Source organism: Glaciihabitans sp. UYNi722 (genome assembly GCF_040549465.1).
GTDB lineage: Bacteria > Actinomycetota > Actinomycetes > Actinomycetales > Microbacteriaceae > Lacisediminihabitans.
The window spans coordinates 1-25,405 of the sequence record NZ_JBEPTL010000029.1 but is presented as its reverse complement, the minus strand read 5'-3'; the positions used below and the strand labels follow the sequence as shown (position 1 = coordinate 25,405).

The 25,405-nt window shown below is 64.1% G+C and carries 27 protein-coding genes, 2 tRNA genes and 1 pseudogene; 20 read left to right on the top strand and 10 right to left on the bottom strand.

The window, feature by feature from the left end; all coding sequences use genetic code 11:
• Window positions 1-268 precede the first annotated feature (268 nt).
• Entirely contained in the window at window positions 269-526 is a 258-nt protein-coding gene (locus ABIB56_RS16480; protein WP_354570310.1) for a DUF2283 domain-containing protein, read from the top strand.
• A gap of 229 nt (window positions 527-755) precedes the next feature.
• Here the strand turns inward: ABIB56_RS16480 and ABIB56_RS16475 are convergent, their stop codons facing one another.
• Both ABIB56_RS16475 and ABIB56_RS16470 read right to left on the bottom strand, forming a co-directional pair.
• The gene (locus ABIB56_RS16475; protein ID WP_354570309.1) at window positions 756-1,319 is read right to left on the bottom strand and encodes a hypothetical protein; all 564 of its coding nucleotides are present in this window, start codon (window positions 1,317-1,319) and stop codon (window positions 756-758) included.
• 406 nt (window positions 1,320-1,725) lie between these two features.
• Window positions 1,726-3,630 carry an MDR family MFS transporter gene (locus ABIB56_RS16470; protein ID WP_354570308.1) on the bottom strand — a complete coding sequence of 635 codons (1,905 nt, stop codon included), beginning with the start codon at window positions 3,628-3,630 and terminating at the stop codon, window positions 1,726-1,728.
• 153 nt (window positions 3,631-3,783) lie between these two features.
• On the opposite strand from ABIB56_RS16470, the gene ABIB56_RS16465 reads away from it, so the two are divergent.
• A complete protein-coding gene (locus ABIB56_RS16465) occupies window positions 3,784-4,557 on the top strand; it encodes a M15 family metallopeptidase (protein ID WP_354570307.1) in 774 nt (257 codons plus the stop codon).
• 90 nt (window positions 4,558-4,647) lie between these two features.
• On the opposite strand, the gene pgm is transcribed toward ABIB56_RS16465, so the two are convergent.
• A complete protein-coding gene (gene pgm, locus ABIB56_RS16460; protein WP_354570306.1) occupies window positions 4,648-6,291 on the bottom strand; it encodes a phosphoglucomutase (alpha-D-glucose-1,6-bisphosphate-dependent) in 1,644 nt (547 codons plus the stop codon).
• 93 nt (window positions 6,292-6,384) lie between these two features.
• On the opposite strand from pgm, the gene pheA reads away from it, so the two are divergent.
• The 3 genes from pheA to ABIB56_RS16445 are packed head-to-tail and all read left to right on the top strand — an operon-like array spanning window position 6,385 to window position 8,045.
• Complete coding sequence (gene pheA, locus ABIB56_RS16455; protein WP_354570305.1) at window positions 6,385-7,341, top strand: prephenate dehydratase; 957 nt, start codon at window positions 6,385-6,387, stop codon at window positions 7,339-7,341.
• A gap of 36 nt (window positions 7,342-7,377) precedes the next feature.
• Window positions 7,378-7,788 (top strand): hypothetical protein, encoded by a 411-nt coding sequence (locus tag ABIB56_RS16450; RefSeq protein ID WP_354570304.1) that lies wholly within the window; start codon window positions 7,378-7,380, stop codon window positions 7,786-7,788.
• Complete coding sequence (locus ABIB56_RS16445; RefSeq protein ID WP_354570303.1) at window positions 7,785-8,045, top strand: hypothetical protein; 261 nt, start codon at window positions 7,785-7,787, stop codon at window positions 8,043-8,045. The genes ABIB56_RS16450 and ABIB56_RS16445 overlap by 4 nt, the downstream gene beginning before the upstream one ends.
• Here the strand turns inward: ABIB56_RS16445 and ABIB56_RS16440 are convergent.
• Complete coding sequence (locus tag ABIB56_RS16440; protein WP_354570302.1) at window positions 8,042-9,022, bottom strand: diacylglycerol/lipid kinase family protein; 981 nt, start codon at window positions 9,020-9,022, stop codon at window positions 8,042-8,044. The genes ABIB56_RS16445 and ABIB56_RS16440 overlap by 4 nt on opposite strands.
• Before the next feature lie 38 nt (window positions 9,023-9,060).
• Here ABIB56_RS16440 and serS point away from each other — a divergent pair, with 38 nt between their 5' ends.
• The 3 genes from serS (at window position 9,061) to ABIB56_RS16425 (ending at window position 11,262) form a co-directional block, all read left to right on the top strand.
• On the top strand, window positions 9,061-10,326 hold the full coding sequence (serS, locus tag ABIB56_RS16435; protein ID WP_354570301.1) for a serine--tRNA ligase: 1,266 nt from the start codon (window positions 9,061-9,063) through the stop codon (window positions 10,324-10,326).
• Window positions 10,323-11,123: an HAD family hydrolase gene (locus ABIB56_RS16430; protein ID WP_354570300.1), complete on the top strand. Its 801-nt coding sequence runs from the start codon at window positions 10,323-10,325 to the stop codon at window positions 11,121-11,123. The genes serS and ABIB56_RS16430 overlap by 4 nt, the downstream gene beginning before the upstream one ends.
• Window positions 11,124-11,177: 54 nt before the next feature.
• Window positions 11,178-11,262 (top strand) — tRNA-Ser (locus ABIB56_RS16425).
• 7 nt (window positions 11,263-11,269) lie between these two features.
• Here the strand turns inward: ABIB56_RS16425 and ABIB56_RS16420 are convergent.
• Together ABIB56_RS16420 and ABIB56_RS16415 are read right to left on the bottom strand one after the other, a co-directional pair.
• The gene (locus ABIB56_RS16420; protein WP_354570299.1) at window positions 11,270-12,424 is read right to left on the bottom strand and encodes a trehalase family glycosidase; all 1,155 of its coding nucleotides are present in this window, start codon (window positions 12,422-12,424) and stop codon (window positions 11,270-11,272) included.
• Window positions 12,425-12,769: 345 nt separating this feature from the next.
• Window positions 12,770-12,982 carry a hypothetical protein gene (locus tag ABIB56_RS16415; protein WP_354570298.1) on the bottom strand — a complete coding sequence of 71 codons (213 nt, stop codon included), beginning with the start codon at window positions 12,980-12,982 and terminating at the stop codon, window positions 12,770-12,772.
• 71 nt (window positions 12,983-13,053) lie between these two features.
• On the opposite strand from ABIB56_RS16415, the gene ABIB56_RS16410 reads away from it, so the two are divergent.
• From ABIB56_RS16410 to ABIB56_RS16390, 5 genes are all read left to right on the top strand, one after another.
• The gene (locus tag ABIB56_RS16410) at window positions 13,054-13,542 is read left to right on the top strand and encodes an FAD-dependent monooxygenase (protein WP_354570297.1); all 489 of its coding nucleotides are present in this window, start codon (window positions 13,054-13,056) and stop codon (window positions 13,540-13,542) included.
• Window positions 13,543-13,553: 11 nt separating this feature from the next.
• The gene (locus ABIB56_RS16405; RefSeq protein ID WP_354570296.1) at window positions 13,554-14,420 is read left to right on the top strand and encodes a fumarylacetoacetate hydrolase family protein; all 867 of its coding nucleotides are present in this window, start codon (window positions 13,554-13,556) and stop codon (window positions 14,418-14,420) included.
• 30 nt (window positions 14,421-14,450) lie between these two features.
• Complete coding sequence (locus ABIB56_RS16400; RefSeq protein WP_354570295.1) at window positions 14,451-15,227, top strand: CoA transferase subunit A; 777 nt, start codon at window positions 14,451-14,453, stop codon at window positions 15,225-15,227.
• Complete coding sequence (locus ABIB56_RS16395; protein WP_354570294.1) at window positions 15,227-15,865, top strand: CoA transferase subunit B; 639 nt, start codon at window positions 15,227-15,229, stop codon at window positions 15,863-15,865. Before ABIB56_RS16400 ends, ABIB56_RS16395 begins: the two co-directional genes overlap by 1 nt.
• Window positions 15,866-16,033: 168 nt before the next feature.
• Window positions 16,034-17,272 carry an LCP family protein gene (locus ABIB56_RS16390; protein ID WP_354570293.1) on the top strand — a complete coding sequence of 413 codons (1,239 nt, stop codon included), beginning with the start codon at window positions 16,034-16,036 and terminating at the stop codon, window positions 17,270-17,272.
• Between the two features lie 45 nt (window positions 17,273-17,317).
• On the opposite strand, the gene ABIB56_RS16385 is transcribed toward ABIB56_RS16390, so the two are convergent.
• On the bottom strand, window positions 17,318-18,199 hold the full coding sequence (locus tag ABIB56_RS16385) for an LLM class flavin-dependent oxidoreductase (protein ID WP_354570292.1): 882 nt from the start codon (window positions 18,197-18,199) through the stop codon (window positions 17,318-17,320).
• 158 nt (window positions 18,200-18,357) lie between these two features.
• Here ABIB56_RS16385 and ABIB56_RS16380 point away from each other — a divergent pair.
• A tRNA-Ser gene (locus ABIB56_RS16380) sits at window positions 18,358-18,446 on the top strand.
• Between the two features lie 171 nt (window positions 18,447-18,617).
• On the opposite strand, the gene ABIB56_RS16375 is transcribed toward ABIB56_RS16380, so the two are convergent.
• Window positions 18,618-19,466, bottom strand: coding sequence for a hypothetical protein (locus tag ABIB56_RS16375; protein ID WP_354570291.1), 849 nt, complete (start codon window positions 19,464-19,466; stop codon window positions 18,618-18,620).
• Window positions 19,467-19,593: 127 nt separating this feature from the next.
• On the opposite strand from ABIB56_RS16375, the pseudogene ABIB56_RS16370 reads away from it, so the two are divergent.
• Window positions 19,594-20,489, top strand: a pseudogene (locus ABIB56_RS16370) (IS5 family transposase).
• A 321-nt stretch (window positions 20,490-20,810) separates the two neighbouring features.
• Here ABIB56_RS16370 and ABIB56_RS16365 read toward each other — a convergent pair.
• Entirely contained in the window at window positions 20,811-21,716 is a 906-nt protein-coding gene (locus tag ABIB56_RS16365) for a LysR family transcriptional regulator (RefSeq protein ID WP_354570290.1), read from the bottom strand.
• Window positions 21,717-21,811: 95 nt separating this feature from the next.
• Here ABIB56_RS16365 and ABIB56_RS16360 point away from each other — a divergent pair, with 95 nt between their 5' ends.
• From ABIB56_RS16360 to ABIB56_RS16340, 5 genes are all read left to right on the top strand, one after another.
• Entirely contained in the window at window positions 21,812-22,351 is a 540-nt protein-coding gene (locus ABIB56_RS16360; RefSeq protein WP_354570289.1) for an alpha/beta fold hydrolase, read from the top strand.
• Complete coding sequence (locus ABIB56_RS16355; protein WP_354570288.1) at window positions 22,257-22,694, top strand: alpha/beta fold hydrolase; 438 nt, start codon at window positions 22,257-22,259, stop codon at window positions 22,692-22,694. The genes ABIB56_RS16360 and ABIB56_RS16355 overlap by 95 nt, the downstream gene beginning before the upstream one ends.
• Window positions 22,694-23,527 (top strand): LLM class flavin-dependent oxidoreductase, encoded by an 834-nt coding sequence (locus ABIB56_RS16350; protein WP_354570287.1) that lies wholly within the window; start codon window positions 22,694-22,696, stop codon window positions 23,525-23,527. The genes ABIB56_RS16355 and ABIB56_RS16350 overlap by 1 nt, the downstream gene beginning before the upstream one ends.
• Window positions 23,528-23,709: 182 nt before the next feature.
• Window positions 23,710-24,498, top strand: a complete 789-nt coding sequence (locus ABIB56_RS16345) for a class I SAM-dependent methyltransferase (protein ID WP_354570286.1) — start codon at window positions 23,710-23,712, stop codon at window positions 24,496-24,498.
• Window positions 24,495-25,187: an alpha/beta fold hydrolase gene (locus ABIB56_RS16340; RefSeq protein ID WP_354570285.1), complete on the top strand. Its 693-nt coding sequence runs from the start codon at window positions 24,495-24,497 to the stop codon at window positions 25,185-25,187. The genes ABIB56_RS16345 and ABIB56_RS16340 overlap by 4 nt, the downstream gene beginning before the upstream one ends.
• Before the next feature lie 26 nt (window positions 25,188-25,213).
• On the opposite strand, the gene ABIB56_RS16335 is transcribed toward ABIB56_RS16340, so the two are convergent.
• A partial coding sequence (locus ABIB56_RS16335) for a hypothetical protein (RefSeq protein WP_354570284.1) occupies window positions 25,214-25,405 on the bottom strand: 192 nt, incomplete at its 5' end.

The following is a 25,405-nucleotide window of genomic DNA, read 5'->3' as shown; positions in this document are numbered from 1 at the left end:
CACGTACTACGAGCAGTACGTTCGTTTACAGCGGGCACCAGCAACGCGGCCAAATATTGCAGGCCAGAGGAAACACATCACACGGCGCAAAAAAAGCTACTAAACGTCAGATCAGCGGTGACATGATCGATCAAGCAATACAAACGGGAAGGAAGGCAACTTCGCGAGGCGGCACGACAAAATATACCGGTAGAAAGATATGGATAATCACGGGTCGCGGAGGGGGGATCGTTTCAGTCGGATGGAACGGAAAAGGGAGTAAAGGAAAATGACCGAAGAAAATGACGAGACGGCAGTGGACCCAAACAATCAAAAGTTCATCGTTCAAGGAGAGTGGGATCATGAAGCGGATGCGATGTATCTCACTCTTACGGAGCCTTCGGACGGCAAAGTTTGGGGCAATCTTATGGTTGAGGACGACCGAATCCCTGGCTATGTAGTCTTCGACTTTGATAAGGATGACAAGATCGTCGGCATCGAAATCATCAGTGCTCTGGGAGTGCTTGGCAGGGACCTCACGGCATAGCCTCTTGAAGCGTTAGGAACTGACCTGTCCTGATTTTTCCGGACACTTGAGGGTCACGTCCCGTGGAGTGGATGCTCCTATGGCTGTCAAGCGGCGTTTTGAGCGGGTTCTGCTGTTTGCTGCGTGTGAGGTCGTTGAGCCATATTTGGTAGGCGTTTGGGAGCTCCGTGTCGGAGCGTTCGCCCATTTCCAGGCGCCGTAGGCGCTGGTAGGGGAGTAGAGATCTGCTTTAGTCGGTTCCCGCGGGCGCTTCGGGCGCGATTACCGCGAGGGCCGTGAGGTAGTGGCTGTTGATACTGACCGACGTGACTTCTCTGAGCCGGTAACCGAGTGGTTTCCGGTGCCAGGATGCGTTGGGGCGAACCTCTAGGAGTCCGAACCATTTGCCGTTTTTTCCCACGTATTCACCTATCCAAATGCTACCGGCGCGGACTCGGTCGCGTTCGACGGCGACCATGGAAGCCAGGGATGACAGCGTCTCTATGACTTGGTCCGTTCGATCCAGATCGATTGTGGCCAGGTCCGCGGGGGTGGGTTGTGGCTGGGTGATCGCGAACTCCGTTTCGAATGACCGGTCTTTCGTGAGCTTCGAGACGTCACGGACTCGGACTGCGATCAGACCGTCAGAATAGCCGCCGTCCATGGTTCGGGCGATCAGTACCCATTTCTTGCCGAGACCGACGATGAACCCGTCGATGCGATCCATGGCGTCGATGTGGCGAGTGATTCGATAGATCGATGAGGTTTCGAGGGCTCGTTGAAGCTTGGCTTGGACTTTTGATTGCTTGCTCACAACGGCCTTTCCGCCTCGAACCGGATGGGTCAATGGACGTCCTTGACCTTATCCGCTTCCGCCAGGTGTGCGGACGCCTCCATAGATGGCGTCGCCGCTGGAGTGAGCGTGGCACGACGAGCGCCCGGGCCGCAGCAATCACGGTCGGACGGCAGGGCGCGGATCTGCCCAACACGGCCGATCTAGCGACGGTTCCGGCATCTCAGACCGGCTCACAACTTCGTTGACCATCGAACAAACGCGCCGTGTCCACCAGGAGGTCGCGTCCATCCCGGTGAACGTTGGGCTGCTTCTGCTTGCCATCGCCGTTGCGTTGCTGAGGTTCGCGACGCTATAGCCGAAGCTCGCCGTTAACGACAGGGCGGCCCACCGAATACGGTGGGCCGCCCTGTCGTCAAGTCGGAGCCTAAGAGTCTGTCTTCCGGTCCGGATCGACGGCGGGGTTCTCTTGCGTGGACAGGAACGGCTCCGCGGGAGAGCCGACAGTCTGTGCTGCCTTGGTCGCGAGGATTGCCGCGTCGGCATCCGCCACCTCCTGCAGCGCCGACTTCTGGCGGAGCGGCGTCGCTTTGAGGAAGAAGCTCAGGATGAACGCGAGGAGCACGACGCCCAGGCTCACCCAGAAACCGCGCACCATGGCCTCGGAGAACCCGTTGAGGAATGGGGCGGCGAGGGCGTGATTCGCGCCGGTGAGGAACGAGGTGTTGGAGTCGAGCGAGGTCGACGCTGAGCCTGACCCGCCGAATCCACCTCCCGAGCTCTGGGCGAGGATCGAATCGACGACACCCTTGCGGGTCGCCGAGTTGGATAGGTCGACACCGGGCGGCAGGTTGCCGGTGACCTTGTCGACAATCGGGCCGTAGATCTTCGACATGATGCCCTTGTTCTCGGCGGCACCGGAGACCGAGGGGTTGAGGGCCGCGTTGAGCGCCGAGCGCAGCACGTTCTTGTCGGTGAAGTTGGCCTTGATGAAGCCTCCGACCACGCTGAAGACCACCGAGAAGATGACGGCGACACCGAGGGTTCCACCGACCTGGCGGAAGAAGGTGGACGAGGATGTCGCCACACCGATGTCACGCGCACCGACAGCGTTCTGACTGGCGATGGTGAGGGTCTGCATGAGCTGTCCGAGGCCGAGCCCGACGAGCAGCATCGCCGACGCGAGCACCAGATAGTTGGTGTCCGTCTTGATGGTGGTGAAAAGCAGGAAGCCGAGGGACATGAATGCCGTGCCGAGGATCGGGAAGATGCGGTAGCGACCGGTACGGGAGATGAGCTGGCCGCTCACGATCGACGAAATCATCAGGCCGAGGATCATCGGGAGCAGCTGGAATCCGCTCTCCGTCGGGTTCGATCCCTTGACGATCTGCAGGTAGAGCGGAACGGTGGAGATGGCACCGAACATACCGAACCCGACGAGCACACCGAGGATGGTGGCCATGGAGAAGGTCGAACTCTTGAAGAGCTTGAGCGGGATCAGCGCGTCGTCGCCCATCATGCGCTCCGCGAAGATGAATGCGGCGATTCCGAGGGCACCGACGATGTAGCAGGTGATTGCACCGGCCGAGTCCCAGCCCCAGTCGCGACCCTGCTCCGCAACGAGCAGCAGCGGTGCGACGGCCACGATCACGGTCGCCGCCCCCCACCAGTCGATGCGCACACCGCGATTGACGCTTCGCGTCGGCAGATGGAGGAACCTGAGCACCATGGCGAGGGCGATGATGCCGATCGGGAGGTTGATGAGGAAGACCCAGCGCCATCCGGTGATGAACAGGATGAAGGGCGCACCCGCGAACAGTCCACCGATGAGTGGACCGATGACGCTCGAGATACCGAAGACCGCGAGGAAGTAGCCCTGGTACTTGGCCCGCTCGCGCGGAGCGAGCATGTCACCCATGATCGCAAGCGGCAGCGCCATCAGGCCGCCGGCACCGAGACCCTGCAGGGCGCGGAAGCCGGCCAGTTCGAGGATGGAGGTCGAGAATACCGAGGCGAGTGATCCGGCGAGGAAGATACTGATCGCGATGATGAACAGCGGACGCCGCCCGAAGATGTCGGAGAGCTTGCCGTAGATCGGCGTCGCAATGGTCGAGACGATCAGGTACGCGGTGGTGACCCATGCCTGCTGGCTGAGGCCATCCAGGTCGTCGGCGATCGTACGAATGGAGGTACCGACGATGGTCTGGTCGAGGGCGGAGAGGAACATTCCGGCCATGAGACCGTAGATCACGAGCAGGATCTGGCGGTGCGTCATCACCCCGCCAGAGTCGTGCACGGCTTTGGCCCGGTTTGCTGTGTCGGCGCGTGACATGGTTCCTCGTTCTGTAGTGCTGCGGGCTGTCTGTTAAAAACGAATAGCCACTGCAGAACGCAGTCCGACAGTGGCAGAGGAATTTGCGTAGAGCGCAAATTTACACCCGGGGAAAGGATTTTTGCAACTTCTTTCGGTCATAACATCGCAGGTATGCATTCGCCCCGAATCCTCCGGTCTTCCGCCCTCATTGTCACGGTGGCGCTGGTCGTCTCCCTGGCCGCATGCGCACCGGACCCGGCGCCCGAGAAGTCGCCGAAGCCATCCGCATCCGCGTCGGCGGAACCGACCCCCACCCCCACGCCGACCCCGACCTTTGACAAGGGGGCACACTCGCTCGACGACCCGACGAGCATCTGGGTCGTCGTCAATAAGGTACGACCGCTGCAACCGAACAACTACGTTCCGTCGGATCTGGTCAGCACGCCAGTGCCGCACATCTCTGCGCCGCTCATGCGGCCCAAGGCGGCTACGGCGCTCGAGGCGATGTTCGCGGCATCGACCGCCGAGGGTGGTGGCGCCCTGCAGATCCAGAACTCCTACCGCTCGTACACGGTGCAGGTCAACACGCACAACCGGCTGGTGGCGAGCCTCGGCGAGGCGAAAGCCGACGCCCAGAGCGCACGCCCCGGCTACAGTGAGCACCAGACGGGGCTGGTCGCGGATATCGCCGCATCGCCGAGCAAATGTGACATCCAGGCCTGCTTCGGCCAGACGCCGCAGGGCATCTGGCTTGCCGCGAATGCCTGGCGTTTTGGCTACCTGCTGCGTTACCCGGCCGACAAGACCGCGGTGACCGGATATATCTACGAGCCGTGGCACTTTCGCTACATCGGCGTCGAACTCGCGGCCGAGATGCACGCCAAGGCAATCACGACCCTCGAGGAATTCTTCGGGCTTCCCGGGGCGCCGGATTACGCCCCGTAGCTCGGGTGCGCGCCCAGGGCGTCGCGCGTGTGCAGGCGGGGTGCGGATGCCCGACGGCGTGCGGATGCCGACGTCGTGCGGATGCCGACGTCAGTCGCCGAGGGCGGCGTCCACGATGGTCTTCGCTTCGGCCTGCACCTGCTTGAGGTACTCGGCGCCGAGGAAGGATTCCGCGTAGATCTTGTAGACGTCTTCTGTGCCGCTCGGACGCGCGGCGAACCAGGCGTGCTCGGTGACGACTTTCACTCCGCCGACGGCTGCCCCGTTGCCCGGCGCCTCACTCAGTTTCGCGATGATCGGCTCGCCGGCCAGGGTGTCCGCGGTGATGTCGGAGCCGTTCAACCTGCCGAGTGCTGCCTTCTGCGCCTTGCTCGCCGCGGCATCCACTCGCTCGTAGACGGGTGACCCGTACTTCTCCGTGAGCTCGGTGTAGAGCTGGCTCGGCGACTTGCCAGTGACCGCGATGATCTCACTGGCGAGGAGGGCGAGCAGGATGCCGTCCTTGTCGGTCGTCCAGGCCGTGCCGTCCTTGCGCAGGAAGCTCGCGCCCGCCGACTCCTCGCCACCGAAACCGACAGATCCGTCGACAAGCCCTGGCACGAACCACTTGAAACCGACGGGTACCTCCCAGAGGCGGCGTCCGAGCGATTCTGTCACCCGGTCGATCATGGTGCTGGAGACGAGGGTCTTGCCGACCGCGGCATCCGCTTTCCACCCTGGGCGGTGCTCATAGAGGTACTGGATGGCGACGGCCAGATAGTGGTTGGGGTTCATGAGACCGCCGTCGGGGGTGACGATGCCGTGGCGGTCGGCGTCCGCATCGTTGCCGGTCACGACGTCGTAGTCGTCGCGATGCTTCAGCACAGAGGCCATGACGGATGATGATGATGGGTCCATGCGGATTTTGCCATCCCAGTCCAGCGTCATGAATGCCCAGCGCGGGTCGACCTCGGGGTTCACGACGGTGAGGTCGAGCCCGTAACGCTCGGCGATCGCCGACCAGTAGTGCACGCTCGCACCACCGAGTGGGTCGGCCCCGATGTGCACGCCGGCCCGCTTGATCGCCTCGATGTCGATGATGTTTTCGAGGTCGTCCACGTAGTTGCCGCGGAAATCGTAGGTGCCGACATCCGAGGGTTCGGCCAGCTTCACGTCGCGGTTGCCGCCGGCGATCAGTTCGTTCGCACGGTTCGCGATCCAGTTGGTGGCGTCGCTGTCGGCCGGACCGCCGTGCGGGGGATTGTATTTGAAGCCGCCGTCCCGCGGAGGGTTGTGGCTTGGGGTGATGACGATGCCGTCGGCCCGGCCCGCGAGTGTGGCTTCAGGTTCAGCGAGCGGGAGGGCGGCGTTGTACTTGATGATCGCGTGGCTGAGCGCCGGCGTCGGCACGTAGTCGTCGAACTCGTCGACGAGTGCCTTCACCCCGTTCGCGCCGAGCACCTCGAGGGCGGTGGTCTGCGCGGGATGGCTGAGCGCGTGGGTATCACCACCGATGAAGAGCGGACCCGTGATGCCCTGGCCGGCACGATACTCGACGATCGCCTGCGTGATGGCGGCGATGTGGGTCTCGTTGAACGCGCTGTCCAGTGAGGAGCCACGGTGCCCGGAGGTACCGAATACGACTTTCTGCTCGGCGATGCTGACGTCGGGCACCAGCTCGTAGTACGCCCTGATGAGCGCTTTCACGTCGACGAGGTCGGATTCCTGAGCAGGCTGTCCAGCGCGAGCATTCATGGTGCAAGTCTGTCACCCGCGGACAATATGTTGCAGAGTGAGGTGACCGCTCCCGGCGCGCGGATCACATCGGCGCCAACTAGGCTTCCAGTCATGCCCGAAACGGATGCCTCAGAGACCTACAGCTACCTGGGCCCGGCCGGCACCTTCACCGAGGCGGCGCTCGCTCAGGTGCCGCAGGCCATGGGCAAGACCTGGCGCTCGGTCAACAACGTCGGTGAGGCTCTCGACGACGTGGTCAACGGGCACAGCGTTGCAGCCATGATCGCGATCGAGAACTCGGTGGAGGGTGGCGTGTCTGCAACCCAGGACGCCCTCGCGAATATCCCAGGCCTGCGCATCATCGGCGAGTATTTGGTGCCGGTCAACTTCGTGCTCGTCGCAGTGCCCGGAACGACGCTGGCCGACGTGAAGGTGCTGAACGCGCATCCGGTCGCCTACGCGCAGTGCCATCTCTGGCTCGACGCCAACCTGCCAAGCCACGGCCACATCCCCGCGACGTCGAACGTGGCGGCCGCGGCATCTCTCTTCGAGGCCACGGGTTCAGCGAGCGGTGGGGCGGATGCCGCCATAGCCCCGCCCGGCATCACCGCCCACCACGACCTGGTGGTGCTGGCCGAGAACATCGGCGACAACCCGAACGCCGTCACGCGCTTCGTGCTCGTGAGCCGCACGGTTCCGACGCCACCGGCCACCGGCGCTGACAAGACCAGCATCATCGCGGAGCTTCCGGATGACCGTGCCGGCGCGCTCCTCGAGATGCTCGAGCAGTTCGCCACTCGCGGCGTCAACATGAGCCTGCTCGAATCGCGGCCCATCGGCGACGCACTCGGACGCTACCGTTTCGTCATCGACCTCGACGGGCACCTTCTCGACGAACGGGTCGCGGATGCCCTGCTCGGCGTGCGCCGGTTCAGCCCGAAGGTCATCTTCCTCGGCTCCTACCCGCGTGCGGATCGCGACCCTGTGCGGTTCGATGCCCGCTATGAAAACGAGATCTTCAGCGAGGCGCGCGACTGGCTCGACCGCTTGGAACGCGGGCTCGAATAGTCTGGATGACGATGGCTCGCGAACGAGGGGAGCACCGTGGCCGATGAGATCGATCCGAGATACGACCCGGCTTTTCAGCGCGGATTCACCCCACCCCCGGCGCCCCCACGGATAGAGGTCGTCGGGCCCCCGCCGCCCGCGGTCGTGCAGCAACAGCCGGTAGCTGCACCGGAACCGAGGGATAGTCCTGTCGAACCGTTCTCGCGACGTGTCAATCCCTACTTCGCCGCTCTCTGGGCGATAGCCGCCGTCTTCGTCATCGGCGGTGCGGGGTTGTATCTCGTGTCACTTCGAGGTCTGTACTCCGCCTCCGATGGGTTGGGCAATTCCCGCGTACTGGCCCAATTCGCCTATGCGTTCAGCCCGCCGCTCATGACGATCGGACTGGCCATCGTGATCGGGCTGATCTTCGTCAAGGCAGCACGCTTGCACAACGGTCGATCATGAGATGGGCCGAGCGGCTGGTTGCCGTTATTGCGGGGCTAATCCTTGTCGGCACGATAGTGGCCTGCTACATTGCAGCCACCTCACCGAACAGCTATTCCGGAGACGGCAGCGACATCCCGCTGAGCTTTTATCTGACCCAGGTCGTCTATGGTCTGGCCCCCCAGTTCGCCTGGGTCGGTTTGGGCGCAGGTGCCGGCCTGCTGTTCCTCCGTGGCCTTCGCTGGCATCCGCTAGCTGAAACCGACCCAGAAGGTTAGGCCGGAACTTTTACGGTGAGCGCGCCGGGATCCACCCAGGCGTGCACCGACTTCGCCATGCCGAACTCGTCGCCGTCGAGCTGGAACTCCTGTGGCTCCTCCACGGTGAAGTGCAGGTCGCGGCCGGTGAAGTTCAGAACGTCCTTCACATCGGCCGTCAGGTCGATGATGGAGCGGCCGAGTGCGCTCTTTCGCAGCACACCGTTCTCCCACGCCACCTTGTTCCAGACCTTGACCCAGCCGAACGGTCCGCGGGGCCTGAGTGCGGCGATGTCGAGGATGCCGTCATCCGGCTTGGCGTCGGGCATCAGCAGCAGGCCGCCGGGCAGCGCTCCACAGTTGCCGACGATGATCGTGTGCACGCTCGCCGATTTCTCCGCCGAACCGTCAACGCTGTAGCGGAGCTTGACCGGCTTGAGTTCGGGCAGCGAGCGCCCGATCGCATCGACGTAGGCGAGCCATCCGACAGCCTTTTTGAGCTTCGGGTTCGTCAGCGCAATCATCTTGGCATCGAGACCGAGGCCGGCCATCACCAGGAAGGCGTGCTCCTCGCGTTCGTCGTCGTCACGGGTGATTTCGGCCATCCCGAGATCGATGCGCCGGTCAGCCCCGGTGAAAGCGGTGCGCACGGAGCCGTCCATGCTGTTCAGCACGAGGTTGAGGTTGCGGGCCAGCAGGTTGCCCGTGCCGGAGGGAACGAGCGCCAGCGAAACGCCAGTGTCGCGCAGGGCTTCGCCCACAGCGCGCACGGTTCCATCGCCGCCTGCCGCCATGACGACAGCGGCGCCGTCGGCGATCGCGGATTTCGTGACATTCTGGCCGGCATCCTTCGCCGTCGTCGAGTACCAGAGGGTCTCATCCCAACCGGCAGACTTCTCGGCCGCCGCCACCGACTTTTTGAGCTTCTCCAACTCCACCTTGATCGGGTTGTATACGACCGCGGCACGCCGCTTGGTGGGTGTGGGGGAGGCTGGCACGTGAACAACGGTACGGCATTGCTCAATAGACTGGGCTCGTGATTGATCCGCAGCTTCTCCGTGACAATCCCGACGTAATCAGGGCATCGCAGCTCGCTCGAGGCGACTCCACGAAGCTTGTCGACGTGGCGCTCGCTGCGGATGTCAGTCGGCGCAGTGCGATCTCCGAATCCGAGAGCCTCCGCGCGACGCAGAAAGTACTCGGCAAGCAGGTGGCGCAGGCCACCGGCGACGACAAGGCCGCCCTTCTCGCCGAAGCACAGCAGCTCGCCGCCAGCGTGAAGGAACTCGCCCAGGTGGCCGCGGATGCCGAGATCGCGTTCACGACGACGGCCCGCAGCATCGCGAACCCCATCATCGACGGCGTGCCGTCCGGTGGCGAAGAGAACTTCGTCACCCTGCGCGAGTTCGGCGAGAAGCCGTCGTTCGATTTCGAGCCGCGTGATCACCTGGAGCTCGGCGAATCGCTGCGCGCCATCGACATGACCAGGGGCGCCAAGGTCTCCGGCAGCCGCTTCTACTTTCTGCGCGGAATCGGCGCACGCCTGGAGATCGCCCTGATGAACCTGGCGCTCGACAGGTCGCTGGACAACGGCTTCGAGCCGCTCATCACGCCAACGCTGGTGAAGTCGGAGATCATGGCGGGAACCGGCTACCTCGGTGAGCACGCCGACGAGGTCTACTACCTGCCAGCCGACGACCTCTACCTCACCGGAACCAGCGAAGTGGCGCTCGCCGGATTCCACGCTGACGAGATCCTCGACCTCAGCGACGGCCCGATGCGCTATGCCGGGTGGTCGACCTGTTATCGCCGGGAGGCGGGTTCCGGCGGCAAAGACACCCGCGGCATCCTGCGGGTGCACCAGTTCAACAAGCTGGAGATGTTCAGCTACGTGCTGCCGGAGAACGCCGAGGCGGAGCACGCGCGTCTCGTTGCGCTCCAGGAGTCGATGTTGCAGGCCTGCGAGCTCAGCTACCGCGTAATCGATGTTGCCGCCGGCGACCTCGGATCGAGTGCCGCGCGCAAGTACGATATCGAGGCCTGGGTTCCCACCCAGGGCACCTACCGTGAACTCACCAGTACGAGCAACTGCACGACCTACCAGGCGCGGCGCCTCGACATCCGCTATCGCACCGAGTCGGGCAAGACCGCCCCGGTCGCGACCCTCAACGGCACCCTCGCCACCACCAGGTGGATCGTCGCCATCCTCGAAACCCATCAGCAGGCCGACGGCTCGGTTGTCGTGCCGGCGGCCCTCCGCCCCTATCTCGGCGGCCTCGAAGTCATGGAACCTGTCGCGTGACCGATCGCTGGCTCATCGCGCTCGACATCGATGGCACCCTCATGCGCGAGGACGGCTCCGTCTCCGACGAGGTCATCGCCCAGGTGCAGCGCGTGCGCGACCTCGGTCACGAGGTGATGCTGGCGACCGGCCGTTCTGTCTCGATGACTCTTCCGGTGCTCGACCGCTTCCAGCTCACACCGCTCTACGTCGTCTGCTCGAACGGTGCGATCACGCTTAAACGGGATGCGGATGCCCCAACCGGCTACTCGCGCACGGCCGTCGATTCCTTCGACCCATCCGAGGTTCTCACCACCATCCGCGGCAGCCTCGCGGATGCCAGCTACGCCGTCGAAGACGAGGCCGGCTTCTACCGCTACACCGGCTACTTCCCCGACTCCACCCTCGGTGCGAGCAGCGAACGCGTGCCGTTCGAAGAGTTACTCACGCACCAGGCCACGCGTGTTGTCGTGATCTCACCGGAACACGCGATCGAAGACTTCCTCTCCATCGTCGAGAAGATGGGGCTGCACAAGGTCACCTACAACGTCGGTTGGACCGCCTGGCTCGACATCGCCCCCGACGGTGTGAACAAGGCGACAGCCCTCGAGCGGGTGCGTGAGTGGCAGGATATCCCGCGCTCGCGGGTGATGGCTGTCGGCGACGGACGCAACGATATCGACATGCTCGAGTGGGCATCCGCTGAGGGTCGTGGCGTGGCCATGGGCCAGGCACCGGCCGAGGTCCTTGCCGCATCGAACGAGTCGACGGCGTCGGATATCGACGACGGAGTTGCGCAACTCCTCGCCGCGTTCTGATGGCCCGAACCGATCGGCTCGCCCGAACTCTGTAGAATCGTGCCTGTTCCATATGGAGGGCTGTCCGAGCGGCCGATGGAGCCAGTCTTGAAAACTGGTGGGCAGAAATGTCTCTAGGGTTCGAATCCCTAGCCCTCCGCAGTGTCCTATTTCGTCACTTGCTCGAGCAGTTCGTCCAGTCCTACCCGCTCGGCGAGGCGGCGTCCGAGCAGTACCACGGCGGCACTCGTCCAGCCGTGGAGGGTGATGGTTCCGTAGCGGCTATTCGGTTGGGCAAGGGTTCCGTCGACCACGTTGTATTTTTCGTAGGTCTCGCCCGTTTCGTCATAGTTGCGCTGAATCGTCGCCAGAAGGCGTTCCGCGATAGTGTCCGCCTCGGCACGATAGCCGTAGCGATCGAGTCCCCAGCAGGCGATGATGTGAAGCGGCGGCCATCCGGCGGGAAAAGTCCACTGGAGGTCTTCGTACGCGAGAGCGAAGTGCGCAGGGTCTGGACGCGAGTCTTCGGTGCAGAGCATCCCATGGTCGCGCAGGAGTTCACCGAGACCGGCTGCCATTCGGGACGCTTGTTCGGATGTCGCAATCCCCGCCCATAGCGCCCAGTACGACGTGGCTCCGAGTACCGTGACATGCCGCTGCTCCACGAAGTCGTAGTCGAGAAACTGACCGCGGACTTCGCTCCAGCAGTACTGGCGCACCAGCTCGCTACGCTCGTCGGCCTCTGAGTTCCACTCGAGCTCGTCGCTCTCGACGCCGACCATCGCTGCCATTTTTGCGAGAGTGCGGGCGTAGACCACGAGGGCAGCGTTGGTCATCACCGGATTCGTGTGGGTGACGTCGCCATCGAACTGCGTAGTCCAGTCGAGGCCGGTTTCAGCCTCTGCAGAGAGCCGAGGGTCAAGTGTCGGGTCGCCAAGGTCGCGATTGGTGACCAGCCCGGTCGGGGTTGCGTGATGTTCGGCTAGCCAGTAACCGCGATACTCGGCGCAGAGGAGGGGGTAGGCCCGCGCGAGAAGTTCATCATCACCGGTCGCCTCGATGTAGCGCAGCACGCTATCGACGAAAAGTGGAGTCTGTGATCGCGTCGAAAGGGGTACCTCGTTGCCGTTCGGCATGTATCCGAATCGGTCGATCATCGCCAGGTAGTTTTCGATGTTTCCCCGCACGAGGTCACGCCGGTCGTGCACCAGCAGGGCGAGATTGGAGAAATACGTGTCCCAACTGAACATCGTCGTGTACCAATCGGGGGAGGTGGGAGCTGCCCCGGCGACCCACGGATGCGGTAGGTCGATAGATTGCACTGACGTTCTCCTCGGGTCGTCAGACCTCACAACGTCGCTATCCCACTGCTCCCGAGTTATCTCGTCAAGTTCCACCGCTGTACCACCAGTCCTGAATCCGTTTATAGGTTTCGCTGCAAGCCAGCCCTGTGTGGCGTGAATTTCTTTGGTTGGCTGGTCACGTTGATCGCGAAATGAAACGTATCAGATAGCACTTTCGCTTTCTAGCTTTCACCCGGTGAGATTGTCGAGGTCGAGCCTCTCGGACTTCACGACTGACCGCACTCGAACACCCCGGCGAAGCAGTTTGGGTACGAGCGGCCGCCGTGGTTGCCTGTCGCTGGGGTGACGAGGAACGGTCGTCCGTCAGGCGCTGGCGCCCGTCGCGCACTGTTGCGCGAAGGCGAGCTGAGACGCCTGGAATTCCTCGCTCGGCAGGTGAAAGTCGATGCAGTGTCCGCTGCCCAGCTGCAGGGCAGCATCCATCGAGGCCGCCGAGGTGAACCCCGCGCGGTATTCGTCGATCTCGTCCTGGCTAGTGATCCAGAGGTGATCGAACTCGCCTTGGCGATGATGCACCGGGACGGTGATGCGGGCGGTGGTCTCTGGTCGCTTCTCACTCCAGCCGCCGGTGATGCAACGAGATGCTGATGGGCTCCGGTCGCAAATCTGATGCAGCCCGCGCGAGGGCTGCCGAGGTGATCCAAGAGGGCAAGCGTTCCGAGTTCCACAGCCTGGGGCTCGTACTCGGGTACGGATACGGACCCGACTCCGCAGCGCAAGCGCCATCCAGCGAGATCTACCTGCCGCAGGCTCGGATCGGCAACCGGCTGCCGCATGCGCGCTCGATCGACGGTTCTTCGCTCTTCGACAAGCTCGGCCCCGATTTCACGGTGATCGGAAGTGCCGACTCCTCGAGGCCCCTTCTCGCGGCGCTCGCCACCCGAGGAGTTCCCGCGGTGCACCTCGACGCGATTGCGGCCGGATTCTCGGCGGCAGAGGTACCGTTGCTCGCCCTGGTGCGCCCAGACCAACACCTCGCCTGGGTCGCCGAGGAATCAGTCATGCCTGACGACCCCGACCTGATCATCGACGCCGCTCTTCGCGGTTTTCGCCCATCGGCATCCGCCGCCCAATAGAAGGAGTACACATGCGCATCGCCAATATTGACGGACGGGCCGCGCTGGTCGCCGACGGCCGGGCACTCGACCTGGCCACAGCATCCGGCGGCACACTGCCCTCCGACCCTGCAGCTCTCTTCGCGCTGTGGGATGACGTAGTGGCGTGGGCGGAAGGGGAGGATGCCGCTACCGACCCCGCCTCTGTCGCCTACCAAACCACGCAGCTGCGGGCACCCTCCCCTCGCCCGTCGCAAGTGATCGGTATCGGGCTGAACTACGCCGACCACGCGCGCGAGGCCAACCTCGACATTCCGACCGCGCCCGTCGTGTTCACCAAGTTCGCATCATCGGTGGCCGGGCCGGGTGTCGACGTCACTCTGCCCGGCGACACCGTCGACTGGGAGGCAGAACTCGTCGTCATCATCGGCACGGGCGGTCGGCATATCGCCGAGGCGGATGCGGCCGCACACATTGCCGGATACACCGTCGGGCAGGACCTGTCCGAACGCACAGTTCAGTGGCAGGGTTCCCCGGCGCAGTTCAGCATGGGCAAATCGTTCGAGGCTTTTGCCCCGACCGGTCCGGAGCTGGTGACCGCTGCGGAACTCAATCCCGCGAACCTCAGGGTCACGACGATTGTTCATGCCGGGAGCGAGGCGACCGTGGTGCAGGACGGCCGCACGGACCAACTCATCTTCAGCATCCCCGAACTGATCGCCAGACTCTCAGAGACGATCGAGTTGCGCCCCGGCGACCTGATCTTCACCGGCACGCCTCCCGGGGTCGGTGCTGCGATGGACCCACCGCGCTTCCTCAAAGACGGCGAGCGTGTGGTCACCGAGATCGAAGGCATCGGCACCATCGAGCAGCGCTTCCACTATCCTGCCCAGAGATAGTCCATCACCAGTCACGGCGAAAGGAGCATCGTGGATAAGGCTTACCCGTCAGCGGCCGAAGCCGTCGCCGACATCGAGAGCGGTGTGACGCTCGCCGTCGGTGGCTTCGGCCTCGTGGGCGTGCCGATCGTGCTGATCCGGGCGCTGCTCGCTCAGGGAGCCGATCACCTCGAGGTCGTCTCCAACAACTGCGGTGTCGACGGCTGGGGCCTCGGCGAGTTGCTGTCCGCTGGTCGCATCGACCGCATCATCGCCTCCTACATCGGCGAGAACAAGGAGTTCGCCCGGCAATACCTCTCCGGCGAAGTCGAGGTCGAACTCACACCCCAGGGAACCCTGGCCGAGCGCCTTCGGGCAGGGGGTGTCGGCATCCCCGGTTTCTACACGGCGACGGGTGTCGGAACGGCGGTGTCCGATGGGGGCCTTCCCTGGCGTTACGCCGCTGACGGCAGTGTGACGATGATGTCCCCGGCCAAGGAGACACGAACGCTGTCGTCGCTCGGGGAAGACCGGGAGTATGTCTTCGAACAGGCCATCCGGGCGGATTTCGCCCTGGTGAGGGCTGCGAAGGCCGACCGCCACGGCAACCTGGTGTTCGAGAAGTCAGCCCGAAACTTCAATCCACTCGCCGCCATGTCGGGCAAGATCACCATCGCGGAGGTAGACGAGATCGTGGAGGCTGGCGAGATCGATCCGGATGCTGTTCACCTGCCCGGCATCTACGTCGACCGCATCGTGCAGATGACGCCGGACGAGGCGGTCGAGCTGCCGATTGAGAAGATCACGGTCAGAAAACGGAACGACTGATGGCACTTACGCGCGATGAGATGGCGGCTCGTGCCGCCAGGGAACTGCACGATGGAACCTACGTCAACCTCGGCATCGGGCTGCCAACACTGATTCCGAACTTCATCCCCGATGACGTGACCGTGATCCTGCACTCGGAGAACGGGGTTCTCGGGGTCGGACCCTACCCGTGGGAGGGCGAGGCGGATCCGAAGCTCATCAACGCGGGCAAGGAGACGGTGACCGTGTTGCCCGGTGCGTCGTACTTCGACTCGGCGAGCAGTTTCGGAATGATCCGCGGGGGCCGCATCGCGACCGCAGTGCTCGGTGCGATGCAGGTCTCGGTCGCGGGGGATATTGCCAACTGGGCGGTGCCGGGCAAGCTCATTAAGGGCATGGGCGGGGCGATGGACCTGGTCAACGGCGCAGACCGGGTGATCGTGCTGATGGAGCACGTAGCGAAGGACGGCAGTGCGAAGATCGTTGAGGAATGCAGTCTGCCGCTCACCGGTGTGCGCTGCGTCGCTCGGATCATCACCGAACTCGCCGTGATCGACGTCACGAGTGACGGACTCGTGCTCGTCGAAGTCGCACCAGGCGTGACCGTCGACGAGGTGATCGCCGCGACGGGTGCCCCGCTGAAGGTTGCTCTCGCCTGATAGCCGGGCCGTCCCGTCGTCGGTCAGCAGCGCCACGTTGTTCCACCACGGTCGGTACCTACCGGGCGGCGCAGCGAGGTTCGTTTAGTATGAGGGTCGCACTTGCGGGAGCCCGTCGGTGCGCCAGGGGTTCCACTTCACACCCCGGCCGAACGATAAGGATCTGTCATGAGCGAGCTACGCCCACGCTCCAGGTCGAAAGCCATCGACGGCGTCGCCCGGCACGGACGGCTGCGTGCCTCGAATCCTTTTGTGACAGTGCTCAAGTTCGTGGGTGCCGCCGTCGCCGTTGTGGCGGTGAGCGCCGCATCCGTCGCGGGCATCACCCTCAGCCAGTTCACCGGCGACATCAAGACCGTCCATCTCGCTGGCGCACCGACCGCGGGACCGCCGCCGGACCTCGGCTCCTACGACGGTGGCTTCAACTTCCTCCTGGTCGGCAGCGACACCCGCAAGGACCAGGGCGCCTACGCGGGCAAGGATGGGGCGACACTCAACGACGTCACGATGATCCTCCATGTCTCGCAGGACCAGACGAATGCAGTCGCCATCAGCATTCCACGCGACATGGTCGTGCCGATTCCGGCGTGCCCGCGGCAGGACGGCAAGGGCAACTACGGCGCGATGTCCGCCCAGCCGATCAACAACACTCTCGCCTATGGCGGACTGCCGTGCACGGTACTCACCGTGAAGAAGCTGACCGGCCTCGACATCCCCTTCGCCGCCCTCATCACCTTCCAGGGCGTCATCGACATGTCCACTGCGGTCGGCGGCGTTCCGGTCTGCATCAACGGGCCGATGAAAGACAAGTACTCCGGCATCAACCTTCCGGCCGCCGGCACCTACTCTCTCTCCGGATTCGACGCCCTCGCCTTCCTGCGCAGTCGACACGGTGTCGGTGACGGCAGCGACCTCGGCCGCATCAGCTCGCAGCAGGTGTTCCTCTCCTCACTGGTACGCACGGTCAAGAGTGACAAAACGTTCACCGACTTCACCAAGCTTTATGGCATCGCCACCGCGGCCACCAAGAACATGACGCTTTCCGACAACCTGAAGAACATGAACACGATGGTGTCGATGGCGCTCGTGCTCAAAGGCATCCCGCTCGACCGCATCACCTTCGTGCAGTATCCGAGCACCACCGGCGTCGGCGGGGTCTATACGGGCAAGGTCGCACCGCTCACCGGTCCGGCGGCGGCACTCTTCGCCAAGGTGAAGGCCGATCAGGCGTTCGTGCTGAACTCCGGCACCGGGCGTGGATCGGTGGGTGACCCGAACGCGCCGGCCGCTACTGCCGCTCCGGTGCCATCCGGTTCTGCGGCTCCGCCGGCGACAGACGCGGAAGTGCTGCCGGGCGTGCTCGGCCAGACCGCTGCCGACTACACCTGCTCGAAGGTCTACAACTAGGTACCTCTGTCGTCGCTCAGAGGAGCGGCGCCGGCCATCGACCGCCTAATCGAGAAGCGGCAGTACGCTGCGGCCAAGCCACTCGGCGAAGCCGGTGATATCGGGCTCGTCCGCGGTCGGCTGCACCACGAAGGTCGTGATCCCCGTGGCTGCGAGACGGTTGATGGATGCCGCGATCTGCTGTGCATCCCCGGTGTAGCCGATCGGCTCGCTCAGGTCGGACCGCCACAGCGCCGCCTCGGCGTCGACCCGAGCCCTGGCATCCGATCCGGTGGCGACGATTCCGGTCGCCACGATCTCGTGAGCGGCAGGGGAACCGTTTCGCCTGGAGACCCCGGTGCGGATGTGGCCGCACGCCTCCTCGATCTCCCCGTCCGTCAGGGCAGCGGTGAGCATGCTTCCGTCGCCGAGTTCGCCGCTCAACCGTAAGGTTCGCGGACCTGCACCACCGACGAACAGCGGGATGGAGGAATCTGGCGACCAGGTGAGTCGCACGTCATCGAGGTGGACGTATTCCCCATGGGTGGTCACGGTTTGCCCGCCGAGCAGTGCGCGGAGCGCGTCGAGATACTCCGTGAGGAGGGTCATCGGCGATGTGGCCTTCGATCCGGTCTGTGCCATCCATTCCTGCACCCCGTGACCGACACCGGCAACGAAGCGCCCGGGAAACAACCGGTCGACGGTGGCGATCTCCATCGCGGTCATGGCCACGTTTCTGAGCGGCGCCGGCATCAGGCCGAGACCGACCCGCAGGCGTGCGGTCCACGCCAGCGCGGCGGTAGCTGAGGCCACACCGCTCTCCTTGAAACAGTCCTCCCAGACCCATAGGTCGTCAAGTCCGGCCGACTCCGCGGCCATCGCGAGGTCTTTGAGCGCCTCGGGTGGTGATGTCGGAACGAAGGCGATGCCAAGGCGCATTCGACTCATGGTGAAACCTCTCATCGTTGGTCCTGTTCGCCAGCGGTGCTAACGAATGGTTTCAGACTGCCCCATGCCAACGACATGAGGAAGGATGAGGCACCGAAACGAGTCCCGTCGCCGAATCGATCGGCAGCCCCGGTGCCGCTATAATTGCTGAGGTTACTGGAGACGTCGCATAGTTCGGCCTAGTGCACCACCCTGCTAAGGTGGAGAACCCGTAAGGGTTCCGAGGGTTCAAATCCCTCCGTCTCCGCACTTGAATTGCTGGTCAGAGCTACTTTTGCTTTGACCAGGCTCGACTTAGGCACCTCCTCAAGATCGCTCCTCCGGGAGGTCTTGTGCACTCGTTGTGTACCGAGAATCTGCCGCGGTTGAGAGCGCCTGCCATTTGGCTCGCATTGGTCAACTTCGGGGTCTATCACTTTCACCCGAAGATGTTGGGTACCGGCTGCTGCCCGGCGCGGTAGACGACGTAGTTCCAAGTCGATTCGTCCACGCTTTCCGGGGGAGCAACCTGCTTTGGTTTAGCGGGCTCTCGGCTCCACTGATCGAAGCCGAGCGATTCGCGTGACACGAGGAGCCCAGTTCGAATGTTCTCGACACCTGCACTCGTAATGACCCAGTCCTCGGTGACGACCTCGTAGAGCGTCCCATGCAGGGTTTCCTGGTCGACCGGGAGGCGCTGGTTCTCGAGCGCGAGTTGCAGACCATTCTGGAGGTTGCGTAGCGCGAGCGGAAAGTCGAAGGCCTTGGCTTCGGGCAAGTGGTCGCGGCGTCGCAGATCAGTGTCGAGCTCGCTGCCGATCTCATCGCTCGTCATGGCCGGTGCCCAATCGGCGCTAATGATTGGTCGCCAAGCTTCGCTCGCGCGCTTGGCGAACTCCACCTCGACCGTGAGCTTCGGAACCGTGCCGTCATCGATCACGAGGTCGTCGCCGCGGGAAATAACTGATGTCGCGAGCTGGAACTCCACCGCGAGCCACGGTTCGTGGCGGCTACCGGGTACGGTGAGCTTGCCGCTTCGGATTGCGCCCACTCGCTCCGCTTCGCTGAGTGCTGCTGAGATGGTGTCAAAGGAGACGTCTTCAGCGATGGCGGCAACGGCTCCGTCTTGTGTTGACTCTCTCTCCGCTCGTCGAGCGTTGAGGCGTTCTTCGAGGTCATCGAGACGGCTACCAAATGCCTCAGTTCGCGCAGTCACGACGGCCTCGGCAGCATCCTTCACCCGTTCGGCGACGTTTCGTGTGAACCGGCGCTCGAAAGCGAACAACACGAATGCGAGCAGGAAGGCGGCGCCGACGCTGCTGATGACGCCTGTCGTGACTTCAGGCCACCTCCAGACGAGCGCAACTAGGGTGTGCCTGACAAATGGTTGGGTGTGGTGTTGGGATGCTGGTGGGGTGTCGCGTTTTCAGGTGCTCTCGGATGCTCAGTGGTCGTTGATCGAGGGGATGCTGCCGCGTTCGACGGGTCGTGAAGGGCAGGCCGTTCGCGGATGCCAGGCTGATGGTCGAGGGGATCGTGTACCGGTATCGGTGCGGGATCGCGTGGCGTGATGTGCCGGAGGTGTTCGGGCCGTGGCAGATGGTGTGGACCTGGCATTACCGGATGGCTGCTGACGGGACGGGGGACACGGTGCTCGCGAAGTTGATCGCTGCCGCGGACGAGGCGGGGTTGATCGCTTGGTCGTTGTCGGTGGACTCGACGATCGCTCGTGCGCATCAGCACGCGACCAACACCACACGGCTCACCGGGGGCTTCATCGAATTACACGAATCTTCACGTCGAGCCGCCTGATCACGCGGTCGGCCGCTCCAGGGGAGGCCTCTCGACGAAAGTCCATCAGTTCGTCGATGGCAACGGGCTTCCGCTGGTGAGTCTGCTCACTCCCGGCCAGGCGGGCGATTCGCCGATGTTCGTGCCCGTGATGGGGGAACTGCGCGTTGGCCGGAATGGTGGCAGACCCCGCACCCCACCCGACGCGGTTCGCGCCGATAAGGCGTACTCATCCAGAGCGATCCGTGCGCACCTACGGGCCCGCGGGATCGTCGCGGTGATTCCCGAACCCGATGACCAGAAGGGCCACCGCAAACGGCGCGGATCACGCGGCGGCCGACCCGTCAGCCTCGACACCGACAGCTACCGAGGCCGCAACGTCGTCGTGCGCCGGTTCTGCGATCTGAAACAATGGCGAGGCCTCGCAACCCGCTACGACAAACACGCGATCACCTACCGCGCCGCCATCAGCCTCAACGCCGTCATCACCTGGACCCGCCAATTATCAGACACGCCCTAGCTCGGGTAGCCAAGATGCCCGGTCCCAGTAACGGCGGGGAAGCGTCCGCTGATTGCGGGCATACGGGCATCAGCGATGATGGTTGTGCTTGTGTTCCCGCTGTCATTCTCCGAAGTCGGCTGCACAGATGTCAGAACTCGACTCCGCAACTCGGTCCCATCAGCTGATTGCGGGTGGTTTGGTCAGACCACATAGTCATCTCACGGTGCGATCGGTTCTCTGCTGGCATGGTGGCTAGCAATCGGGACACCCGTCGCAGAGTATGGCGTCCCGCAAAGCGCTGTTCGCCTCGAACAGATGGTCGGTTAAGGGAGACGGGTATCACGCGTTGGCGGGCGGAAGCGCGAGTTCGGTTGCGACTTCGATGGCGATCTCGATTGCCCGGCGGGCGAGCGGGGAGTGGGTGCGTCCGGCTCGCCAGTGCAGGTAGATCGTCCGTGGTGGCACGGGTGGCCGTAGCTCGTGGATGCGGAGCCGACTGTCGGATGCGACGTCGGCGCCGCGGATGGCGAGCCGGGGTAGCGCTGCCGATCCGAGGCCTGCTCGCACCATTGACAGCAGGGTGTCGTTGACGGCGGTGCGGAATACGACGCGCGGGCGGGCGCCGCCGCGGGCGAGCGCCTGCTCCATGCCGGGCTGGTCGCAGGTGAGCGGCCAGGCGACCATCGGTTGATTATCGAGCTGTTCAAGCGAGACCGCGCCTTCGGGGAAGGTTCCTGCCGCTGCCACCAGCAGGTACGGGTCGTCGAACAGTTTGACGTGTTCGACGTCGCCGTCGATGGGGCCGTCGTAGAACAGCAGGTCGAGATCGCCGATCTGGGGTTGGTCCGGTTCCTCCTCGGACAGCCTGATGTCGCAGTTGGGGAACTCATCACGCAGCCGGCTTACGACCGACGGCAGAATCACGTTGGACACGCTCTGAAACGTGCCGATGTCGATCCGACCGTCTCCAGCCTGGAACCTGTCCACGGCGTCGGACAATGCCTGCCCTTTGGCCAGTAGTTCGCGGCCCTGGTCGAGGACTACGGAGCCCAGTGGGGTGATCCGTACCGGCTTGGGGCCGCCCGGGCGGTCGAACACGGGACCGCCGACGGCTTTCTCCAGCGCGGCGATCTGTTGGCTCACCGTCGACTGGGTGTACCCGAGACGGGCGGCCGCACGACCGAACGATCCCTCCTCGGCGATGGCGTTCATCGCTGCCAAGTGGCGGAGCTCGACGTCAGTCATGGCAGCCACGTTAGCAAATGTGATCGCTGGTGGCGATTGACTTGATCGAAAATTATCGCTTTTCATGATGGGGGTCGCACATTTAGCGTGGTGACATGACCTCCTCTCGAGCACACGAAGCACAACTCGTCCCTACGAACGGCATCGAGCTCTGCATCCAGAGCTTCGGCGATCCGGCGGCACCCACGCTGGTGCTTATTGGTGGAGCTGAGGCGTCGATGGAATGGTGGGCCGACGAGTTTTGCGAGCGTCTCGCCGCCGGCGGCAGGCACGTCATCCGCTACGACACCCGTGATACCGGCCGCTCCACGACGTTTCCTCTGGGACGGCCACCGTATGGCAGCGATGCGCTCCTCGCCGATCTTCTTGGCCTGCTCGACGAGCTCGGTATCGCCGCTGCTCACGTCGTTGCGCACTCTATGGGCGGTGACACCGCCCAGCGGCTGACCGTGTTCCGACCCGCTCGGGTCGCCTCCCTGACGCTCATCGCCGCTAGCCCCGACGGACCCGCCGGCCCGGGCCACCCCGAGCTGCCAGCCGATGAGTGGAGAGGCGAGCCAGAAGCTCGCCGATCGTCTGAAGCTTCCCGACTGGTCGGATCGCGAGTCGGTCATCACTTACTACACCGAGGGTGAGCGCGATTTCGGGGGCACTATCCCGGTCGACGAGGAGTGGGTGCGCGATGTCGTCGGCCGCGCCTGGGACCGCAGCCCGGCAATGGCGGTGGCGCAGAATCACTGGCTGCTCGGCGGTGGCACGCCGGCCCGCGACCGCCTGGGCGAGATCAGGGTGCCGACGCTCGTGCTCCACGGCACCGATGACCCGCTGCTCCCATACGTCCACGGCCAGGCGCTGGCACGAGAGATCCGCGGAGCGCGGCTCGTCCCACTCACCGGCATGGGCCATGGGATGCCGCCGCGGGAGCTCTGGGACATCACGATCGAAGAGATTCTCGCCGTCTCCGAAGCAGGCCGCTGATGGCCGGGCTGCGGTCGGCTCTGTGGCTGCCGCTCTTCGACGAGCTCGCCGACCCAAAGGTGCTCGCGCGCCTCGCCGCCGAAGCGGAGGAAGCCGGATGGGATGGCCTCTTCGTGTGGGATCACCGATTCTGGCGGGCGCCGATCCGGCAGGCTGCCGACCCGTGGATCGCGCTGGCGGCGGTCGCGACCGCGACCGAGCGGCTGCGAATAGGCCCGATGGTGACCACACTTGCCCGTCGCCGACCGGCCAAAGTCGCCCGAGAAACCGCGACGCTGGACCGACTCAGCGACGGCCGACTCACCCTCGGCGTCGGCCTGGGCAGCGACCGGTTTGGCGGCGAGCTGTCCAAGACCGGTGAACAGCTCGACGACCGCACACGCGCACAGATGCTCGACGAATCGTTGGAAATCCTCACCGCCGCATGGTCCGGAGAACCGGTGCGCCACCGCGGCGAGCACTACATCGTCGACGACGTCACGTTCCTGCCACGACCCGTGCAACGCCCCGGAGTGCCGGTCTGGGCGGCCGGATTCCCCGGCAACGTGAAACCGATCCGCCGGGCCGCCAGGCTCGACGGATTCTTCCCGGTCAATCTCGAGCACCCGGACCAGCTCGCCGAGGCGGTCGCCATCCTCACCGAACTTCGCGGCGGCCAGATGGCCTCGTACGACATCGCGATCAGCCTGCCACCCGGCGTTGACCCCCAGCCCTATGCGGAGGCGGGAGCGACCTGGTGGCTGCCGGAAGTCGCGCCCGGTTCACCGATCGATACCGTGCGCGGTGTACTCCGTGACGGCCCCTGCGACGTGAACGAAAGTTGGGGGAGGTGATCGTGTGATCATCCTTATTGCACTGGGAGCGATCAGTCTTCTTGCTGTTGCCGCTACCGTTCGTGCCTTGATCGTTGATGGGTATCGGCGAGTACCCACCCGCTGAGCAAAGCGGCCTGCGACCGCGAAAGAGGTGCGCTCGGTGCACAATAATCGGGCCATATGAAGGAGGCAGAATTCCGATGATCCCAGAGAATCGAACAGATTTCGACGCCGAATTGCGGCGTCACAACGACGCGTTGCGTCAGGCGGCCAGCATCCGGCCCGGCGACCACATCCTCGACATCGGTTGTGGCACGGGACAGACGACTCGGCAAGCCGCTGAGACCGCTCGGGAGGGCAGCGCGGTCGGGATCGATGTCTCCGCGGCATCGATTGCACGTGCACGCCAACTCGCCACGGCAGCGAAGCTGCGCAATATCGCGTTCGAGCACGCCGACGCGCAGACCCACCTCTTCCCGCCGGGCCATTTTGACGTGGCGATCAGCAGGTTCGGCACGATGTTCTTCGACGACCCCGCCGCAGCGTTCGTCAACATCCGAACAGCACTGCGCCCGGCCGGCCGGCTCGTTATGGCGGTCTGGCAAACCCGCGAGCGAAACGAATGGATCGTTGAACTCAACCGAACGCTCCACACGCCCGGAGAGCCTGTGGCCCCAGACGCCGGCGGACTAGACCCCTTTTCACTCGCCGACCCATCGACCGTGACCGAGCTCCTGGAAGCGGCAGGATTCGCCAACATCACCTTCGCTGAGGTCTCCGAACCGGTCTACTACGGTGCAGATATCGGCACCGCCCTTGAATGGATTGGAGGCTTCACCTGCACGAGCCAGACTCTGAGGCGGCTCGATCCGCCAGGCGCGCAGAGCATGGTCACCCGTCTACGCCAGTTGCTTGCCGCGCATATGACCGACAACGGGGTGTGGTTCAACTCCAGCTCCTGGATCATCACAGCTGAGGTCGCCCAGTGAGCACCTTCGTCTTGATCCACGGCGGCGGAGATGTCGGGTGGCACTTCCACCGGGTGGAAGCCGAACTGCTTGCGCGCGGACACGACGTCGTCGCGCCCGACCTGCCGGCGGATGACGACCTAAAGACCCTCGACGACTACGCCGACGCCGTGGTGGAAGCGGTCGGCCCCAGGCGCGATCTGGTCGTCGTCGGGCATTCCTTCGGCGCATTCACCGCACCGCTGGTGGCCGATCGCCTCCCGGTCGACATGCTGATCCTGCTGGCCGGGATGATCCCGGCACCAAGGGAGTCCCCCGACGACTGGTGGGCCAACACCGGCTACGGCAGAGCGGTGGCCGAGCAGGCCGCTCGAGACGGCGGCCTGACCGGCAATCCGGATCCGTTCGTGAGCTTCTACCATGACGTTCCGCGGGAACTAGCCGAGGAGGCGATGAGCAAAGAGCGTGCACATCCGTCGATTGCGGCGGGTGTCACTCCGTGGCCGTTGGAATCGTGGCCCGACGTACCGACGAGGTTTCTGCTGTGCAGCGACGACCGCTTCTTCCCGCCTGACTTCCTCCGACGACTGGCTCGCGAACGCCTGGGCATCGTGCCCGACGAGATCGCCGGCAGCCACTGTGTCGCGCTCAGCCGACCGAAGGAACTCGCAGACAGACTCGAGCAGTACGCAAAACAAGCCGTCCGGTGAAGATCGCACTTACTTCTTCTCACACTTCATGGCTGCGAGAGGGTCGCGAGAGACCTCATACCGTTGTCCGGCGCCAACGAGGGCCGTGGTTTTGGCAGCGCGAGTCCGGCGACTGCTGTCAGGAGGTAGGTGGTGACGGTGACGAGCAGTGCGGTGATGACGCCGTCCTGGGGTGATGCGCCGTCTGTGATCCGTCCGAAGAAGATCGACCCGGGCAG

Coding starts and splice junctions, on each gene's coding strand:
- pgm (WP_354570306.1), bottom strand. CDS start 6,291: ATGAATGCTCGCGCTGGACAGCCTGCTCAGGAATCCGACCTCGTCGAC.
- ABIB56_RS16395 (WP_354570294.1), top strand. CDS start 15,227: ATGGCACTTACGCGCGATGAGATGGCGGCTCGTGCCGCCAGGGAACTG.
- ABIB56_RS16480 (WP_354570310.1), top strand. CDS start 269: ATGACCGAAGAAAATGACGAGACGGCAGTGGACCCAAACAATCAAAAG.
- ABIB56_RS16445 (WP_354570303.1), top strand. CDS start 7,785: ATGAGATGGGCCGAGCGGCTGGTTGCCGTTATTGCGGGGCTAATCCTT.
- ABIB56_RS16365 (WP_354570290.1), bottom strand. CDS start 21,716: ATGACTGACGTCGAGCTCCGCCACTTGGCAGCGATGAACGCCATCGCC.
- ABIB56_RS16390 (WP_354570293.1), top strand. CDS start 16,034: ATGAGCGAGCTACGCCCACGCTCCAGGTCGAAAGCCATCGACGGCGTC.
- ABIB56_RS16470 (WP_354570308.1), bottom strand. CDS start 3,630: ATGTCACGCGCCGACACAGCAAACCGGGCCAAAGCCGTGCACGACTCT.
- ABIB56_RS16355 (WP_354570288.1), top strand. CDS start 22,257: ATGAGTGGAGAGGCGAGCCAGAAGCTCGCCGATCGTCTGAAGCTTCCC.
- ABIB56_RS16385 (WP_354570292.1), bottom strand. CDS start 18,199: ATGAGTCGAATGCGCCTTGGCATCGCCTTCGTTCCGACATCACCACCC.
- ABIB56_RS16405 (WP_354570296.1), top strand. CDS start 13,554: ATGCGCATCGCCAATATTGACGGACGGGCCGCGCTGGTCGCCGACGGC.
- ABIB56_RS16345 (WP_354570286.1), top strand. CDS start 23,710: ATGATCCCAGAGAATCGAACAGATTTCGACGCCGAATTGCGGCGTCAC.
- pheA (WP_354570305.1), top strand. CDS start 6,385: ATGCCCGAAACGGATGCCTCAGAGACCTACAGCTACCTGGGCCCGGCC.
- ABIB56_RS16410 (WP_354570297.1), top strand. CDS start 13,054: ATGGGCTCCGGTCGCAAATCTGATGCAGCCCGCGCGAGGGCTGCCGAG.
- ABIB56_RS16350 (WP_354570287.1), top strand. CDS start 22,694: ATGGCCGGGCTGCGGTCGGCTCTGTGGCTGCCGCTCTTCGACGAGCTC.
- ABIB56_RS16465 (WP_354570307.1), top strand. CDS start 3,784: ATGCATTCGCCCCGAATCCTCCGGTCTTCCGCCCTCATTGTCACGGTG.
- ABIB56_RS16360 (WP_354570289.1), top strand. CDS start 21,812: ATGACCTCCTCTCGAGCACACGAAGCACAACTCGTCCCTACGAACGGC.